Consider the following 16,231-nt stretch of genomic DNA (forward strand, 5'->3'; position numbering starts at 1 on the left):
GCATGCTCGGTCCGGTTGCAACCGTCGTCTTGCTGGGGGCAGCTTTTATCCTCAGCGGCATCAAGATCCTCAGGGAGTACGATCGTGGGGTGATCTTCCGCCTGGGGCGGCTGGTCGATCATCGCGGGCCGGGAATCATCTACGTCATCCCCTTCATCGAGCGCATGCAGCGCGTGGACTTGCGCACGGTGACCATGGACATTCCGCCGCAGGACGTGATTACCAAGGACAACGTCTCGGTCAAGGTGAACGCGGTGCTGTACTTCCGCGTCGTCGATCCCAACAGAGCGGTGGTGGAAGTGGTCGACTACCTGTTCGCCACTTCACAGCTGGCGCAGACCACTCTGCGCAGCGTTTGCGGCCAGGCCGAACTCGACGAGCTGCTGGCCGAGCGCGAGCGGATCAACGACCGCATCCAGACTATTCTCGACCAGCAGACCGACCCGTGGGGAATCAAGGTGGTGACGGTCGAGGTCAAGCACATCGACCTGCCGCAGGAGATGCAGCGCGCGATGGCGCGGCAGGCCGAGGCCGAGCGCGAGCGGCGCGCCAAGGTGATCAACGCCGAGGGCGAGTTCCAAGCCGCGCAGAAACTCGCCGACGCCTCCGCCATCATCAGCCAACACCCGATGGCGTTGCAGCTGCGCTTCCTGCAGACCCTCACCGAGATGGCGGCGGAGAACAACTCGACGACGGTGTTCCCGGTGCCGGTGGATCTCCTCGTCCCGTTTTTCACCAAGGCGGAGAAGGACAAAGGCTGAGACTGCCGGGGCGCGCACCGCGGGCGCGCTACCACCGGCTTCAGGCGGCGCCGCCGTTGAAGGGCTGGGCGCGCGCGACCCACTTGTCGACGTCTTTTTCCTTGGCGTTGAGCGGTGCCGCCGGATGAATGATGGCCACCGGGCAACGCTCCGCGGCTGTCACCAGCTGTTTGTAGGTGCCGGCCCGCGGGTCCTTGATGTACGCCTGCTTCTGCGCGTTGTAGGCGAACAGCTTGCTGTTGACGTTGATGCACTCATCGCAAGTGGTGCAGCGCTCGGAGTCGATGTAAGGGCCGTTGCCGCGCGCCTCGCTGCCGGTCTTTGCTGCACCGTTGGTGCCGGCGGGTGCCACTGGGGCTGTCGCCACCAGGGCGGTGTCCGCGAGTGCCGGGGTCGGGGCAATGCTCGCCGCTGCCGGCGTAAGGTCGGGCAGCGCTTTGGCCTGCGCCAGCAGCGCGGCGATGGTCTGATTGCCATCGCCGGCTTTCAGCAGGCCCTGCGCCAAACGCCGCGCGATCTCGCGCGGGTACTGCGCGCGTAAGTTGGCCAACTGATCTTCAAACTGGCGGCGCAGCGCCGCCTCTTTTTCTTCGAACTCCGTCTGAATCGCCCCGGCCAGGGCCTCACGAACCGCCGGTGCTAGCTCCAGCCCCGCCATCTGGCGCAACTGCGACCAGAAATGCAGTCGCTCTTCCGCCAGCCGCACGATCTCCGCCGAGGCCGCCAGCCGGCTCAGCCGGCGCCCCTCGCCGAGCACATAGATGAACGGGGTCAGATGCGCGCGCTGCGGCGGAGCCAGCTGCAGGTACTCGTGGAATGCCGCCAGCGATTCCGGCGCCGCCTCGCGTGGTAGCGGTTTGAAATGCCGCTTGAACCGCGCTTCGGTGGCGGCCCAGTCGGCGATGGTGAGCGGCAGCGTCATCGTCTGCTCTGCCCCGTTGTCGTCGACGTAAGCGAGGTCGTACGACGGCCACACGTCATCGAGCGCCGGGTTGCCGTCGAGACTCAACCGGTCGGCCATCGCCGGACCGCCGTCGGGATCGTAAACCAGGGCCGGAAAGGCGCGGCTTTCCAAGCTCAGCTTGGAAGCCTCGAAAGCGGCGTCGTCGGCGATGCCGTGCTCGGGCGGGCAGGGCGAATGCAGCACGAAGATCGCCGGCCGCCGCGACTGCAAGCCCTTGAGCACCCCCCCGATCAAGTGTGACGGGGTCGCTTGCGATGACTGCAGCACAAACACATCCCGGTGCGCGATTGCCAGCAGGCTCAGCTCTTTGCGGACTTCTTCCTTACCGCGTTGCGCCGATCCGAATGCCGCCATGTCGGAGACCTGGCCGGTATAGCCGCTGGTGCAGGCCTGACCGCCGGTGTTGGAGTAGACCTGGGTGTCGAGCACGATCACGCGCGCCGGCTTGCCCGAGGCCAGCAACCGCGACAGGTTTTGGAAGCCGATATCCATCATCGCGCCGTCGCCGCCGACCGCGAAGATCGGCGGGCACATGGCGAATTCCTCGTCGCTGAACTGGCGCCAGTCGAACTTGGTGAACTCGGCCTCGTGCACGCCCTCGCGATACTCGCCGGCCAGCACTGCCTCGGCGCGGCGTACGGCGATGAAGCCGTCGGCCATCTTACGCATGTGGCCTTCAAACAACCCGATGGCGATCGAGGGCGCGTCTTGGAATAGATGATTGACCCACGGGAATGGGTACGGGTTGTAAGGGTACGTGCTGCCCCACACCGACGAGCACCCGGTCGAGTTGGCGATGCCGCAGGCGGCGCGGCCCTGGCCGCTGGGGCCTGCGGCGTAACGCCAGCGTAGATCCTTCAGCTCAGCAATCATGCCGGCGATCTGTGCCAGCGCTGCTCGCTTCGACTGATCGAGCGGAATGGCCACCTCGGCGCCGGGCGCCGACAGCACCGCGCCCAGGTCGGCACCCGAGGCCAAGATGGTGCGGGCCTTGCCGTCGAGACGAGCGATGAGATCGTCGAGCCGCTCGATATGGCGGGCCACGCGCGGCTGCATCATTGCCGTGACGGCGGCGAGCACCAGGTGGATGGAGGTCTTCTCGCCGCAGCCCATACAGGCGCCGTCGCCGCCGGCCATGGCGCCGTAGTTCTCCTTCTTGAGCAACAGCGACGGCAGCACGCCGATACCTTCTTCGAGGCTGGCGATGTTGACGTAGCGGTCCGCGGTGTCGGGCAGATGGCGCCACAGCGCCCAGTTGCGGCGCAGCTTGGCGATCGCGGCCTCGTCTTGCTTGCTGGTGATGAGCGCGCCGTCGGGGCAGACCTCGACGCAGAGCATGCAGCCCTTGCAGGTGTTGGGGTTGACGGTAATCGAGAGCAGGCCGCCGTTGCCCGCGTGCTTGGACTCCGGGACCTCGAAGAACGGATTGGTCTTGGCCAGCGGAAAGTCGGCGAGTGTCCCGAGCACGCGTGCAAACTCGCTGTCCAAGTCTGCCCGTTGCGGTGCTTCGGCATGCAGCTCGGGCCCGAGGTCGCCGTAGGCGAGGGAGAGGATGTCGGCAAAGGTGGTGAACGGCACCGCCTTCATCACCCGCCGGCACTCGCGCGCCAGCTGTGGAACGATGCCGCGCAGGTTATCGAGCGCGTCACCGTTGGCGGCGGTGGCGATGGCGGCTTCGATCACTTCCTCGACCGTGTTGACGACGCCGGGGATGGCGGTATCGGGGCACTGCGTCCAGCAGCGGCTACAGCCGGTGCAGCGGGCGGCGATGAATTCCGGCACCTCGAAGCGCACGTCGGTCATGTCACGGATGACCGAGGTGGCTGCCGGCATGGCGCTGATCGCGGCGAACGGATCGGCGAGACCATCACTGCCGCCCTGATGCAGCGCGCACACCTGTTCGCAGAAGCGCTGCGCGTTGCCGATGCCTTGCTGGGCGGCCGGATCGCCAAGAGCCGGCAGGGCAGGGCGGCCGCCGGCGGGCGCGCCGCTCTCGTCCATCGCGGCCGGGTCGAGCGCGCGCACTTGATCGAAACCGCGGCGGATCACGCGCAGGTTGTCCTCGACCACGCGTTCGCCCTGATGGCCGAACTTCTTTTTGAGCTGCTTGCGAATACCGTCGAACAGCTTGACATCGTCAAGCCCGGCCTCCGCGCTCAGCGGCGCGACGCGGAAGAAGGCGCCCATGAACGCCGCCCCTTGCATGCGATAGCGCAGCTCGGCGTCGGAGGCTTCCTCGCGCGCGATCTTGAAGGCGTCGAGAAAGAAGACCCGGATCTGCTTCTGGCGGATCTCGCGCCGCGCGCTCGCCGGCAGCAAGTTCCACAGCTCCACCTCGGTCCCGTCGCACTGGAGCACGAACACGCCGCCCGGGGCGAGACCGGCCAGGGGATTGGAGTGACGGAAGACGTTGGCGTCGGGTGACAGCACCACGTCGACGTGCCGCAGCTCGCAATTCAAGCGGATCGGCTCACGCGCCAAGGTGGCGTAAAAGGTGGTGGGCTGCCCCTTCTTCTCGGAGCCGTACTTCGGATTGGCCTGGATATGGAGCCCGAGCAACTCGGCGGCGGTGAGCGCCAGGTTCTTGCCCATGGTGATCGCGCCCCACCCGCCCACCGAGTGGATGCGGATGGATACCGAGCCCTCGCTGTCGAGCTTGACCTCTTCGGCGCAGCGCAGTGCCAGCTGCGGCAAGTGCGGGTAGCCGGCGAGCAATTGCTGCTGCCATTGCTCGACCTGCGGCGAGTGCACGTTGGAGCGTACGAAGTCGATACCGAGATAGAACTGCCGGCGCCGGCTACCGCTGTCGAGCATGTTGTCGGCGGCGGCGACGATGTCTCCCGGCTGCAGATCACGGCTGCCGAGCCCGAAACAGCCGGAGTAGAAATCCGGCACCTGGTCGCCGGCACAGGCCGCCACACCGGCGTAAGGCGGCACCCCCTGGGCGCGGCCGTTCTCCAGCGCCTGCCCCATCGCGGCGCGGATCTCGCGCAGCAGCGGCGGGTCGACCGCGAGCGGCTGATCCACCCGTTCGAGCACGGTCACGCCCCGCTTGCCCCGCAGCAAATGGGTGACGAGGTCGGCGGGGAAGGGACGGAACATGGTGAGGTTGAGCACGCCGAGCTTGAGCTTGCGGGTGGCGCGCAGGTAGTCACAGACCGCCTCGGCGTTGGTCACCACCGAGCCTTGACCGACAATGACGTAGTCGGCGTCGTCAAGGCGGTAGCCGGCAACGCGGGCGTACTGGCGGCCGGTCAGCGTGGCGTACTCGGAGAACGCGCGGTCGGCGAGCGCGGCGATGTGATCGAAGTAGAATGGCCGCTGCGCTGCGACTCCTTGCTGATAGCTGTCCTGGTTCTGCACCACGCCCAGTTGCGCCGGGTAATCGAGATTGAACATCTCGGGGATACGGCGCCGCTGCGGGCCGAAAACCAGGCGCTGTGCGGGCGTGGGCGTCTCGATCAGGTCCCAGGGCGCGCCGAGGTACTCCTTGACCAGTTCCCGCTCCGGCAGGTTGATCGACTCGATCACGTGGCTGGTGAGAAAGCCGTCCTGCGCGCAGATCCCGGGATTGAGCGAGAGTTCGGCAATGCGGTGTGCGATCAAGTTGAGATCGGCGACCTCTTGCACGTTCTTGGCGAAGATTTGAAAGAAGCCGGTGTCGTCAACCGCGTGATAGTCGTCGTGGCCGGCGTGGACGTTGAGGGCGTGCTTGGTCATCGCCCGCGCGGCCACGTTGAGCACGTAGGTGAGCCGCTTGCCGACCGCGGCATAGAGCGACTCGTGCATGTAAGCGATGCCCTGGCCGCTGGAGAAGTTGGTAGCGCGCAGCCCGATCATGGACATGCCCGCCGTCACCGCCGCCGCGGCGTGCTCGCCTTCGGGCTCGAAGAAGATCAGCCGCCGTCCGTGCACGTTGGTCTGCCCCGCCGCCACCGCTGCTGCCCAACCCTCGCCCATTTGCGTCGACGGCGTGATCGGGTAGGCGCCGGCGGCCTCGCCCGCTGCCGTTTCCATCGCCACCACCGCACTGCTGCCGTCGATGGCCGCGGCTAAACCGGGATACTTGGGCGAGCTGGGCGAATCGGGCGAATTGAGCGCGGTGGTCGTCTTGGGTTTGCGGGGCTTCATGCGCGGCACTCCGTAGCCAGGAGATCGAACGGATTAGACTGATTCCCGGACTGGGGCCGCGAGAGCTCGTCTGATCCGGCGGTTGACATCACTCTAAGTTACTCGATTCCGGCCTGGTTGATGAGCCAGTTCGCCAGTCTCTCAACGGCCTCGGGCCCGGCCGGGGCGGCGGCGGCTGCGGTTGCCGCCGGCTGGTCCGCGGCTGGTGCCGCCGCCAGCGCGCGCAGCTGATCCAGCTCGGCCGCTTGCTGGGCGGCGCTGAAGCCGCCGAGGGCTTTGAGCGGCCGCGTTTGCGGCAGCGAACTGACCGCCAGGCGCTGCCACAACTGTTGCCCGCCGCGGGGGTCGTGGATGAACTGCGCCGTGCCCTCGGGCACCAGCGCCGCCACCGCCGGCCCGTTACATGCCGCCAAGCGCCGCAGGCATTCCGAGTCGGTGCTCTGGGCCACCAGGACATCCGGCGTGATCAGCCGCACCAGCGCTGCCGGCGGGCACTCGCCGCGCACCACCAGCACGAACTTCTGGCCGCCGTCGAGGAACTCTGCCAGTCCGCCGACGTACAGGTCGGCGCCGTCGACGTGCACCACCAGCGGCGGCGCCAGCAACCGCTGGGCCTTGTTCCAACTCCTGAAGGGCAAGGCATCGAGTGATCTTAGGCGCTCAGGGTCGGGCCCCGGCTGGCTCTTTGCCAGTTCCACTACGCGGGTAGCGGCAAACACGCGGCCGATCTGTTCGAGCGCCCGCGCCACGGTGTCGCGCAGGCAGCCGGCCGGCGGCACATTGGCCACGAACAGCTCGGCGCCGAGCGCGCTCAGCTCCTCCAAGGTTTGCAGCGCCCGCTCGACCGCCTCGATCAAGACCGGCTCGACGCTGCGGGTCTCGGCGAAGACCTGGGCGAAGCGGTCGACATTGATCCGCTCGGCGGCAAACGCGCCCAGTTCCGCCCCCAAGCGCAGCGCGTGCCCGTCGTGCGGCGAATGGGCGGCGACGTGGCGCTGCACCTGCTCCACGGCGGTGGCCAGCGCGGCGCGAAAGGATCCCGTGGCTGCGCTCAGGGCGGTGAGCGCAGCTTGAATTCGAGCGTCAGACAGCATACCGGTCTAACTCCGCGTTAAGTTTCCGAACTCGTTCGTCGGCCGTGCAGCTGGCTTGCTGCCGGGTCTCGTTGTAGCGAGGCAAGTCTTGGTTTTGGTACAGCAGGCCGATCCGAACCGTGTCGCCCTGCTCGGCTAGGCGGCGGGCGCCATCCAAGTCCGCCGGATCGTGCTGCACCCGGCGCCGGTAGAGCCGATCCAATTCGGGCACGACGATGCCGTTGTCGTGGACCAACAGCTCCACGCGATTGGGGTCGCGCACGAAATCGCTGAACAGATTAGGAGTGAACTGCGGGCAGCGTTGCAGGACGCGCACGAAGGCAAATCCCGGATGGCGGAAGGCCGCGCTGACGGTGGCGTAAACATGGGCCGGCACCCAATCGGCAGTCTGCGCTACGAACGAAGCGTTGGTGACACCCAGGGTCGCCGTCAGCGGATTCAAGGGGTTGAGGTAACTGCCGCGGGGCTGCGTGTTGCTGGGTACGCCGTGCGGGCTGGTGGGCGAGGTCTGGTTTTTGGTTAAGCCGTAAACCTGGTTATCGAGCAGCAAGGCCACCATGCGCACATTGTAACGCGTGGCGTGGATCCAGTGGCCGGCGCCAATCGAGCAGCAGTCGCCGTCACCCATGACCACGAACACGTGCAGATCAGGGCGGCGCAGCTTCACCCCGGTGGCAAGCGGCAGCGCGCGCCCATGGAGGCCGTGAAAGCCGTAAGTACTGAGGTAGTGCGGAAACCGGCTCGAACACCCGATGCCGGAGACGAACACGGTGCGCTCGGGCGGTAGCTGCTCGGCACTGAGCAAGCGCTGGACGGCGGTGAGAACGGCGAAATCGCCGCAGCCCGGGCACCAGCGAGGCACGCAGCCCTCGTAGTCATCGATGTCGAAGCTGCGCTCGTCGTCATCAAACGCGCTACCGAGCAGTGAACATCCTAATTCCATCGTATGACTCCGCTGGCCCGCGTCCTAGCGTGCACGTAGTTTGTCGAGAATGGCCTGCCGGATCATCGCCGGGCGCAAGGGCTCGCCCGGCACACGCGTCCAGCAGTCCACGTCCACCAAGGTCGCGGCGCGCAGCAGCCAGGCCAACTGGCCGCGGCGGCGGTTCTCTTCGCTGATGTGCGGCTGGCCGAGTTCGTCGCTGTAGTTGATCTCGACGGTCATGACGGCATTGAAGCGGCTGAAGATGTTCTTCAAGCCCGGCTCCAGCGGCGAGAGGAAGCGCAGGTGGAGGGCCGAGACCGCGGCGCCCTCGGCGCGGGCGCGATCGACCGCCTCTTCAATCGCCCCCTTGGTGCTGCCCCAGCCGACCACCAGCAGATCGCCGGTCTCATCGCCGTGCAGCTTGGGCGGGTGCAGCATCTGGCTGAGCGCGGCCAGCTTGCGGCTGCGCATCATGCAGCCGCGCTGGTGCTCCTCGGGGTTGTAGGCCACCTTGCTGGCCTCGTCGTGGGAAAGGCCGGTGGCGATGAACATGCCGCCGGGTTGTCCCGGAATGAAACGGCGCGACAAGCCTTGCGCGTCCCACTCGTAGGGGCGCGTTCCCTCCGGCACCGGGCTGAGGTCGGGCGCAGCCGCGGGCCAACGGGTATCGAGTTGGGGCCGCGGGAACGGCTGCACCCCGGTGGCCAGGTTGGCGTCCGACAGCACCATCACCACGCAGCGAAAGGCCTCGGCGATCCGGCGCGCGGTGATCATGGAATGAAAGCACTCCTCGATCGTCGCCGGTGCCAGTACCACGTGCGGGGCGTCGCCCGGCTGCCCGAAGATCGCCGCCAGCAGGTCGGATTGCTCGACCTTGGTCGGCAGTCCCGTGCTCGGACCGCCACGCTGCACGTCGACCAGGACCAAGGGCGTCTCGGTCATCACCGCCAGCCCGATGAACTCGGTCTTCAATGCCAAGCCGGGGCCGGAGGTGATCGTGAAGGCGACCTTACCGGCATAGGAGGCGCCGATGGCGACGCCGGCAGCGGCGATCTCGTCCTCGGCTTGATGGACCACGCCGCCGAATTTCTCGAACACGTCCCCGAGGTAATGCGAGGCCGAGGTCGCCGGCGTGATCGGGTACATGGCACACAGGTCCATGCCCGCGGCGATTGCGCCCAGCGCGATCGCCTGGTTCCCGTTCATCACCACCATGGCGCGCTCCGCCTTGGGGGCGGCCACTTTGATGCGGAAGTCGAGATTCTCTTCGGCCCATTGATGTCCGAGCTGGAACAGATCGAGGTTGGTTTTGAGCACCGACTCGGCCTTCTTGCGGAACTGCTGAGCGATCTGATCGCGGATCAGATCGAGGTCGCGCCCGTAGATGCACGCCAGCATGCCGAGGGCGAACATGTTCTTGCCCTTGCGCGGGTTGTCGATCACCGTCAGGCACTGCTCTTCCATCGGCACCGGAACGAGGCGAAAGCCGCGGCCGCTGATTTCCCGCATCGCCTCGTCCCACTCCTTGCGGATGTCCGGGTCGTCGTGCGTTGCCCACATGTTTTCCAGCAGGATGATCGCATCATCGGCCAAGGCGTTGAGGCGAACACGTTGCAGCAGGGCCTGCTCGTTGAAGGCGACGATCAGATCGGCGGCGTCGCCCCAATTGGTCACCGTCCCGGCGCCGATGCGGATGCGGTTGCCGCTGGCGCTCTGGGGCTGGCGCGGGGGCGGCTGGATTTCGGCGGGGATGATCTCCACCGTCCAGACCCCATTGCCCATTTTGGCGGAGACCGTCCCGAAAATCTGGCCGCAGCGCTGTGCGCCTTCGCCGGAGTCGGAGACGATCTCGACCGTGTGACCAGGCAGCTCGAGGAGGTTACTAACGACCGCGGTTGGCGCCTCGGGCGCGGCGGTTGCAGCAGCAGTAGTGGTCATGAGTCACCGTCGGCTATTACCTAAACAGGTGGATTCGCTTGATTCGTGAGGCCGGTCGCAGGGGAACGGCTCCGTGCCTGAAACAGTGACCGTCACGCGCACGGCTGTATACATGCCCCTCCCGTCGGATTCAAGCGCAATTACCGCCGGTTGCAGGCGCCGGCCGCGGGCAGCGCCGGGCAGCATGACCAAGGTGCAGCAGCTAGGCGAGCGCGTTGAGCTGACCCTTATAGCAGCCAAGACATGACGAAAGTCACATCCGTGGACATCTTTGTCAAGCGAAACCGGCGCCGGCCTGCGAGCGGGGTGTGCGACAGATCATACACGATCTCGTCATAGAGGTCTCCGCCAGGATGTAAACGCAGAACTGCTTGTCCATAGCGCCAAACGCCAAACTGGATTCCCGCTTTCGCGGGAATGACGGCCATAACGAATGACGGCCATAACGCCGAACCACGTTACCCACAATCTGTCGCGCACCCCTGCGAGCGGGGCTGGGGTCGCTTCGGCGTTGCTTCCGGAGCGCCTTTTTGCGACATGTCGCATGCCATGAGCAATCGCCTGCAAGGCAAAGTCGCCATCGTCGTCGGGGCCGGGGCAACCCCCGGGGATTCGCTCGGCAATGGCCGGGCGGTGGCCCTGCTCTTTGCGCGCCACGGAGCGGCGGTACTGCTGGTCGATCGGGATGCCGAGTCCGCCGCCGCGACCAAGGGCATGATCGACGTTGAAGGCGGCGGGTCGTCTGTCTTCGTTGCCGATGTAACTCGTGCCGAACTCTGCCAGCAGATGGCGGCCGAATGCATCAAGAGTTACGGCAGAATCGACATTCTCCACAACAACGTCGGCATCGGCGTCTTGGGCGGGCCAGTGGAGGTCAGCGAAGCCGATTGGGACCTGGTGCTCGACGTGAACCTCAAGTCGGTATTCCTGACCTGCAAGCACGTTCTCCCGCAGATGGAGCGCCAGAGCAGCGGCGCCATCATCAACATCTCCTCGATTGGGGCGGTACGCTACTCCGACACCTACCCGTTGGCGGCGTACAGCGCCTCGAAGGGCGGCGTGAACGCGCTCACACGCGCCATCGCCATGCAGTACGCAGCCAAGGGCATTCGTGCCAATGCCATCATGCCCGGGCTGATCCGGACACCGATGGCGGTGGACGAGCCGGCCAAGCGCTATGGCCTCGACAAGGAGCAGCTCGCCCGCATGCGCGAGCAGGCCGTCCCGATGAAGCGCATGGGCGAAGCTTGGGACGTGGCTTACGCAGCGCTCTTCCTGGCCTCGGACGAGGCCAAGTACATCACCGGCGCCGTCCTGCCCGTTGATGGCGGCCTGTCTTGCAAGGGCTGACACTGCGGCCGCGAAGATTCGGAACGCTGCTTCCAAGCCGAGCTGCGCTTTCTCGGCATCAACTCGAGCCCTGCCTGGATGTCCCCTGCTGCCGGCGGGCCGGCCGGCGCGCCGACAACGCTACCCTGCGCGGACTACTGGCCGAGTCCGCGGACGAACTCTCCCACGGTCATCGGCACCATGCGCGTGGACGCCCAGGCCAGCAGCGGGTCGAGGGCTCGGAGAAACGATGCCCCCGTCCGGAGGGCAAAGATGCGGGGGATGCCGAGGGGGCGGATGTCGACTGCTTCCCATGCGTGGAAATACACATGCAGATACGGCGCGCCGAGGCACGCCGCGCCCGCGGCGATTATCCCCGCGCATGGCCCGGCGGTCCGGTACCAGATCCACGACACCGGCACGCGGATCAACGGGAGCACGGAGATTGGGATGCGCACCACGCCGGCTTCCCGCCATGGCCGGCGCGGCCAGGTCAGGCCGTTGTAGCGACCGGGAACCCAGGTCGGGTGCGGTGAAGCGTCATACACGAAGCCGGCGTCGCGCAGCACCGTTGGCGCGCAGGGGCGCAGGCGAGGCGTTCTGACCCCGCGAGCGGGACGGGCGCTGATCGCCTCGATGACCGCGCGGCTCTCCCGCAGTCGCTCAAGCGCGACCGCGGCGTCCATCGTGCCGTAATCGTCGCTGTGGGCGAGCCCGTGGACTGCCGCCTCATGCCCGGCCTCGACAATCGCGCGCACTCGCTCGGGCCGCGCCCGCGCAAACGCGGCGGTGATGAAAAAGGTCGCCAGCGTTCCGTGCCGGGCCAACAACTGCAGGACGTGCCCGGTTCCCTCCTCCGTCACGTCCATCTCGGCGGTCGGACTGAGCGGCCGGCCGCGTTCGGCCGGCCAGTCGAACTCCTCGATGTCGAACGTCAACAGAAAGGGCTTCATGTTACGCGCTCGCCGGAGCGACCGATGGCGGGCGCCGCTGCGCCACGCACAGCGTCGAGAGCGAGCCGTCTTGCCACGCGCTGGTCTCAAAGCCGGCGGCGGATAGCAGCGCCGTCACCTCGTTGCGCCGAAAGAGGTGGATGCGGACGCCGTGCGTCCGGTGGTAGCCGGCGTAAAGCACCCCCAGCCAGTGGCGGCGCGGGAACAGCAACGCCAGGCGTCCCGATGGCTGCACGCAGTCGCCCAGCGAGCGGATGCTTCGTTCCGGGCTCTCGGCGAACTCGATCACACCGATGCAGAGCACCCAGTCGAATCGGGGCTTGAAGCCCAGACGTTCCATGTCCTGAACGCACGTCACAAACCCTCGCCGCTGGCACCGGAGCGCCATCGACCTGCTCATGTCGACGCCGACACCGCGCCCACCGCACGCGGTCACCCAGGCCAGTGTCGTTCCGTCACCACAGCCGACGTCGAGAACCAGCGCACCGGGCTCGATATGCACGAGGCGCTGGAGCGCGAGCCGCTCTTGCTGTTGCAGCGCTCCGAGCGGCCACCGTGCCCGCAGGCGCCCGTAGCCGGGCGCGACGCGTTCAAAGTGCCGAACGACGTTCCGCGCCTCCATCAGCGCTTGGCGGGGGTCGTACGTTCCACGATGGACAAGATCGCCGCGGCAGCGGAGGCACGCACCTGGGGGTCCGGGTCGGCGAGAAGCGGCCCGAGCCCATCCACCAACGTTCGATCGGGAATCAGGCCGGCCAGGCGGATTATGCCGTCGCCTGCGGCGGGCGGGTGGTCATTCAAGCGCCGTCGCACGACGTCCGCAATGCCGCCGTCATGCAGCGCCACCAGCCCACGCACAGCCTCTTCCTGGACCGTCATGATCGGATCATCGACCGCGCGGTACAGCAGCGCCACTGCCTCCGGACCACCGATCTCCGCCAGGGCTCGGGCGGCGAACGCACGGAGGTCCGGGTCCGAGTCGCCGGTGAGCACCGCCCCGAAGCGCTCGGCAAGCGCGCGATCGTTCAGACGGGCAAGTCCCTGCAACGCGCGCAGTCTGACCGAACGAAAGGGTGAATCGAGCGCCGCAAGGAACTCCTCACGGCCGCTCTGCGGGTCCAGGCGTGTAAGGAGCTCCAGTGCCAGAGACCGAGCGTAGCGGTCGTCCGAACGGGCGAGGCGCCGGATGTCGTCCGTCAAGTCCTTCTCTCGCAGCGAGCGTGCGGCGTTGAGTCCGCCCCACTGCAAGTACGAATCGTGGCTTTCGAGTGACACGGATAGCAGCGTTCGGGCCGTCTCCGCCAGTGCGGCGATGCGCTGTGTCCCGGCCGTGCGGAGCGTGGCGTCGTAGGCTTCGGCGTAGCGACCGGCCTCGATCAGCGCCCGTACGGAGTCCTGTTGCGCTTCGGCCAGGCCAGGCAACGGCTTCGCCACCAAGTCGAGCACGAGCAGAGTCAGTATCGCCCCGCGGTGCAATGATCCGTGTGTCATGATGGACTCCCTGGCCGGCAACCAGTTTGGGCGGTGCACCGATAGATGATCAGCTGCCGCACGCCTTCCTCCTCCCGCACCTCCCGTTCCACGCCCGGAAACCGCTCGGTGATCGCCAGTCCGACCCGGCGGAAATCCGGGGTCAAGACAAAGGCCGCATCACGGGCCAAGTGATCCGGCAGGTCCGCCTCGGAAAACCCGCTCACCGCCCGAGTCTCAGCGCTGAAAAAGCGAAAGATCGGGGAGTCCGCCAACAGGAATGGGCCGGTGTAGAAGTAGTAGTCGTACTGGTTTCCCAGTCGCCGGAGCACGGCCAACACGTCCCACTCGCGCGACATGACGCGCATGCGGCCGACGAATTGCTGGTAGCCGATGAGGTCGAAGCCTGCGGATTGCGCCACCAACAACAGGTAACCAATGAGGACGAACTCCGTGCGCCGGGGCAGTCTGAGCCGCTCCGCCACGTGTGCCGCCCGCTCGATCGCAGCCGCAGCAAGGATGTACGGGACTGGAACCAGGATCAGCAGCCGCGTGTATGACGGCGGATCGATGATCACCACACTGCCCAACAGCACACCAAGTCCGGCCCAGAGCAGGACGAAGAGGTGGCGGGGCTCGCGCCATCCCACGATGGCGACGCCCAGCCCGATGCCGGCGAGCAGAGCGGTCAGCGGTGACAACAGCGGCTGCTGGGTGCCGTACTGCGTGCTGCTGTCGCCGCGGGTGACAAAACCGGCTATCGTGCGCTTGAACTGCTCCCACAACACCGCCCCGGCACTGGTTGTCCCGAGCGTTGCTTCGACGTGCGGCTGACTCTCCTCCGCGAATACAAAGACAGATGCGGTTCGATCCCGTTCGAGCAGTTCCGGATGCTTGAGGTACGTCATCAGCAACGGCGATGCGGCGATCACGAAGCCGCAGAGGTAGTACGCAGTCATACGGGCTCCGGCGCGGCGGTCTCGGATCAGTTGGGTCAGCAGGAACGCGCCCGCCACGACCGCCACGATGCGACCTGCGGTGTAGGTGTAGAGGGCGAGACCCGAGACAATGCCTGCCGCCGTGAGCCAGACTCTGCGCTGATGCCTGACGCCGACCACGAGGAACGCAAACGCCGTCAGCTCGCAGAACAGCGCCTGAATGTTCCACAGACCGATTCGACTGAAGTGAATGGCTCCATGAGAGGCGGCATACAGCCCCGTTACGGCCATCGCCGCGCGAGTGCCCCACCAGGCCCGCACGAGGAAGTACAATGGTACGATGCTGGCGGCCCCGAGTATGGCTGACGGCAACCGCAGCCCCACGGCCGATGCCCCGGTCAACCACAGGCTGGCCGCATACGGCACGAAGCTCACATACATGGTGTCGTACCAGGGCGAGAAACCAAAGACGTTTGGCACCTCTCCGCGCAAGAGCGCCAAGCCCAACAGGCCGCATTCGGCGCTGTCGCCGTGGACCATGGGCGGCACGTCACCGAGCCGGATCAGGCGCAGCATCGCACCCACCAACAGCACGCCGGCGAAGCCGGCGCCTTCGGCCACGCTCCCGAAGAGCCGCAGGCGTGGCTGGGGCCGCTGCAAATCGAGCCGCCACACCAGACCCGCGAGCGCGACCAAAGCCGTCAACCAACTGACTGCGGCTACGGCGCCGCTGCGCAGGACCAGCCGCGCCAGAAACAGTGCAATGAGCGCAAGCCCACAGGTCGTCAGCAACACTGCTCGAGCGGCCTCAGACTGCATGCCGGCGAGCAGGGATATCCGAGTCTGCCCGCGCCAGGTGTCGAGCACCGTGCCCCATTGCTCGAACCCGCCCCTGACAAACCGGAGCCGAATCTGCGCGATATCGCGGACGCCCCTGATCATGTCTCGGACGAACCGCACCGTGCTCGGTTCGCTCTCTTGGCGATACAACACCGGCACCTGTACGACTCCCAGGCCGAGACGAGTAGCCCGAAAGAGCACCGCCAGGTCGAAGCTGAACCCGCGCGGCAGCCATCCGCGGAACAGCTTGTCGGCGGCGGTCGCGGTGAAGCCCTTGAGACCAGCCTGGCTATCCGTGATGCCCGGCAGCAGCACCATGCGCACGATCCAGTTGAACAGCCGCCCGGCGACATACCGCAGGTAGAAGTAGGTGAAGAACGACGGCGTCAGCAGCACGCGTGACGATGGATGCGGCCGCGAGGCGATCGCAACATCGGCACCGGCCGTCAGGGCCGCGCAGAGCCGCTCAATCTCGGAAGGGGGATAGGCGAGGTCGGCATCCAGAAAGACACGGTAACGACCGCGGGCAGCGTGCATCCCTCTCGCAATGGCGGCCCCCTTGCCGGCGTTGCGCTCGTTGCGCAGCAGTTGTACCGGGATGGGTACCGCAGTCAGCGCCTGCCGCAGCAGCGCCGGCGTGGTGTCCGTGCTGCCATCATCGACGATAATGAGCTCGACCGGCTGATCGCGGGCTGCCAGATGGGTGATCAGCGCGTGGATCGTTTCGTAGACGAACGCGTCCCCGTTATAGACGGGGACGACGACCGACAGCTCCGGAGGTTCTGCTGGTGTAACCACCGCACCCATACCCATAACGTCGCCGCCGCCTCGCGGCCATAACGTCGGATCGTGACCCAAAAGTCAACAAGTCAGAAATCACTGGCCGCA

General features: G+C 66.6%; 10 protein-coding genes. 2 read left to right on the forward strand and 8 right to left on the reverse strand.

Annotation, left to right across the window (positions count from 1 at the left end):
* Positions 1-2: 2 nt before the first annotated feature.
* Positions 3-761, forward strand: a complete 759-nt coding sequence (locus HY699_24055; GenBank protein ID MBI4518880.1) for a slipin family protein — start codon at positions 3-5, stop codon at positions 759-761.
* Positions 762-801: 40 nt separating this feature from the next.
* Here the strand turns inward: HY699_24055 and HY699_24060 are convergent, their stop codons facing one another.
* From HY699_24060 to HY699_24075, 4 genes are all read right to left on the reverse strand, one after another.
* Positions 802-5,856 (reverse strand): 2-oxoacid:acceptor oxidoreductase family protein, encoded by a 5,055-nt coding sequence (locus tag HY699_24060; protein MBI4518881.1) that lies wholly within the window; start codon positions 5,854-5,856, stop codon positions 802-804.
* Positions 5,857-5,954: 98 nt separating this feature from the next.
* Positions 5,955-6,950, reverse strand: a complete 996-nt coding sequence (locus HY699_24065; protein ID MBI4518882.1) for a hypothetical protein — start codon at positions 6,948-6,950, stop codon at positions 5,955-5,957.
* The gene (locus HY699_24070) at positions 6,940-7,893 is read right to left on the reverse strand and encodes a 2-oxoglutarate oxidoreductase (protein MBI4518883.1); all 954 of its coding nucleotides are present in this window, start codon (positions 7,891-7,893) and stop codon (positions 6,940-6,942) included. The genes HY699_24065 and HY699_24070 overlap by 11 nt, the downstream gene beginning before the upstream one ends.
* A 24-nt stretch (positions 7,894-7,917) precedes the next feature.
* Positions 7,918-9,813, reverse strand: a complete 1,896-nt coding sequence (locus HY699_24075) for a 2-oxoacid:acceptor oxidoreductase subunit alpha (GenBank protein MBI4518884.1) — start codon at positions 9,811-9,813, stop codon at positions 7,918-7,920.
* A gap of 549 nt (positions 9,814-10,362) precedes the next feature.
* Here HY699_24075 and HY699_24080 point away from each other — a divergent pair.
* Positions 10,363-11,163 (forward strand): SDR family oxidoreductase, encoded by an 801-nt coding sequence (locus HY699_24080; GenBank protein MBI4518885.1) that lies wholly within the window; start codon positions 10,363-10,365, stop codon positions 11,161-11,163.
* Between the two features lie 134 nt (positions 11,164-11,297).
* Here HY699_24080 and HY699_24085 read toward each other — a convergent pair whose 3' ends face one another.
* The 4 genes from HY699_24085 to HY699_24100 are packed head-to-tail and all read right to left on the reverse strand — an operon-like array spanning position 11,298 to position 16,150.
* Positions 11,298-12,080, reverse strand: a complete 783-nt coding sequence (locus tag HY699_24085) for a polysaccharide deacetylase family protein (protein ID MBI4518886.1) — start codon at positions 12,078-12,080, stop codon at positions 11,298-11,300.
* A 16-nt stretch (positions 12,081-12,096) separates the two neighbouring features.
* On the reverse strand, positions 12,097-12,717 hold the full coding sequence (locus HY699_24090; GenBank protein MBI4518887.1) for a class I SAM-dependent methyltransferase: 621 nt from the start codon (positions 12,715-12,717) through the stop codon (positions 12,097-12,099).
* Entirely contained in the window at positions 12,717-13,586 is an 870-nt protein-coding gene (locus tag HY699_24095; protein ID MBI4518888.1) for a HEAT repeat domain-containing protein, read from the reverse strand. The genes HY699_24090 and HY699_24095 overlap by 1 nt, the downstream gene beginning before the upstream one ends.
* Complete coding sequence (locus tag HY699_24100) at positions 13,583-16,150, reverse strand: glycosyltransferase (protein MBI4518889.1); 2,568 nt, start codon at positions 16,148-16,150, stop codon at positions 13,583-13,585. Before HY699_24100 ends, HY699_24095 begins: the two co-directional genes overlap by 4 nt.
* Positions 16,151-16,231 lie beyond the last annotated feature (81 nt).

Source organism: Deltaproteobacteria bacterium (assembly GCA_016210005.1).
GTDB lineage: Bacteria > Desulfobacterota > Binatia > HRBIN30 > JACQVA1 > JACQVA1.

Bases quoted from the DNA above. Each gene is read 5' to 3' on its own strand.
- HY699_24055 (MBI4518880.1), top strand. From the start codon at position 3: ATGCTCGGTCCGGTTGCAACCGTCGTCTTGCTGGGGGCAGCTTTTATC.
- HY699_24060 (MBI4518881.1), bottom strand. From the start codon at position 5,856: ATGAAGCCCCGCAAACCCAAGACGACCACCGCGCTCAATTCGCCCGAT.
- HY699_24065 (MBI4518882.1), bottom strand. From the start codon at position 6,950: ATGCTGTCTGACGCTCGAATTCAAGCTGCGCTCACCGCCCTGAGCGCA.
- HY699_24070 (MBI4518883.1), bottom strand. From the start codon at position 7,893: ATGGAATTAGGATGTTCACTGCTCGGTAGCGCGTTTGATGACGACGAG.
- HY699_24075 (MBI4518884.1), bottom strand. From the start codon at position 9,813: ATGACCACTACTGCTGCTGCAACCGCCGCGCCCGAGGCGCCAACCGCG.
- HY699_24080 (MBI4518885.1), top strand. From the start codon at position 10,363: ATGAGCAATCGCCTGCAAGGCAAAGTCGCCATCGTCGTCGGGGCCGGG.
- HY699_24090 (MBI4518887.1), bottom strand. From the start codon at position 12,717: ATGGAGGCGCGGAACGTCGTTCGGCACTTTGAACGCGTCGCGCCCGGC.
- HY699_24095 (MBI4518888.1), bottom strand. From the start codon at position 13,586: ATGACACACGGATCATTGCACCGCGGGGCGATACTGACTCTGCTCGTG.
- HY699_24100 (MBI4518889.1), bottom strand. From the start codon at position 16,150: ATGGGTGCGGTGGTTACACCAGCAGAACCTCCGGAGCTGTCGGTCGTC.